Annotated in this window: 2 rRNA genes; both read left to right on the top strand. The window is 54.7% G+C overall.

Annotation, left to right across the window (positions count from 1 at the left end):
- Positions 1-206 (top strand): 23S ribosomal RNA (locus JIF53_RS00115); the annotation flags it as partial.
- A gap of 83 nt (positions 207-289) precedes the next feature.
- Positions 290-404: ribosomal RNA gene (rrf, locus tag JIF53_RS00120) — 5S ribosomal RNA — on the top strand.

A 404-nucleotide genomic window follows, 5' to 3' on the forward strand; every position in this document is an offset into this window, starting at 1 on the left:
CACGCCAGTGGCATTGCCCGGTAGCTATGTTCGGACAGGATAACCGCTGAAAGCATCTAAGCGGGAAGCCCCTTCCAAGATGAGATCTCCCCGAGGCCTCGAGCCTCCTGAAGAGCCGTTCAAGACCAGGACGTTGATAGGTCGGGTGTGTAAGCGCTGCGAGGCGTTGAGCTAACCGATACTAATTGCTCGTGCGGCTTGACTATATAACACCCAAGACAATTGCGGATGACGCAACGAAATCAACATCACTCAGTTCCTTCTCGTCCCCCAGTGATCAACCGTTTTGCCTGACGACCATAGCGGTCTGGAACCACCTGATCCCATCCCGAACTCAGAAGTGAAACAGACCTGCGCCGATGGTAGTGTGGCGTTGCCCATGTGAGAGTAGGTCATCGTCAGGC

Origin of the sequence: Marinobacter sp. bablab_jr008 (assembly GCF_016464145.1) — a bacterium.
GTDB classification, from domain to species: Bacteria; Pseudomonadota; Gammaproteobacteria; order Pseudomonadales; family Oleiphilaceae; genus Marinobacter; species Marinobacter nauticus.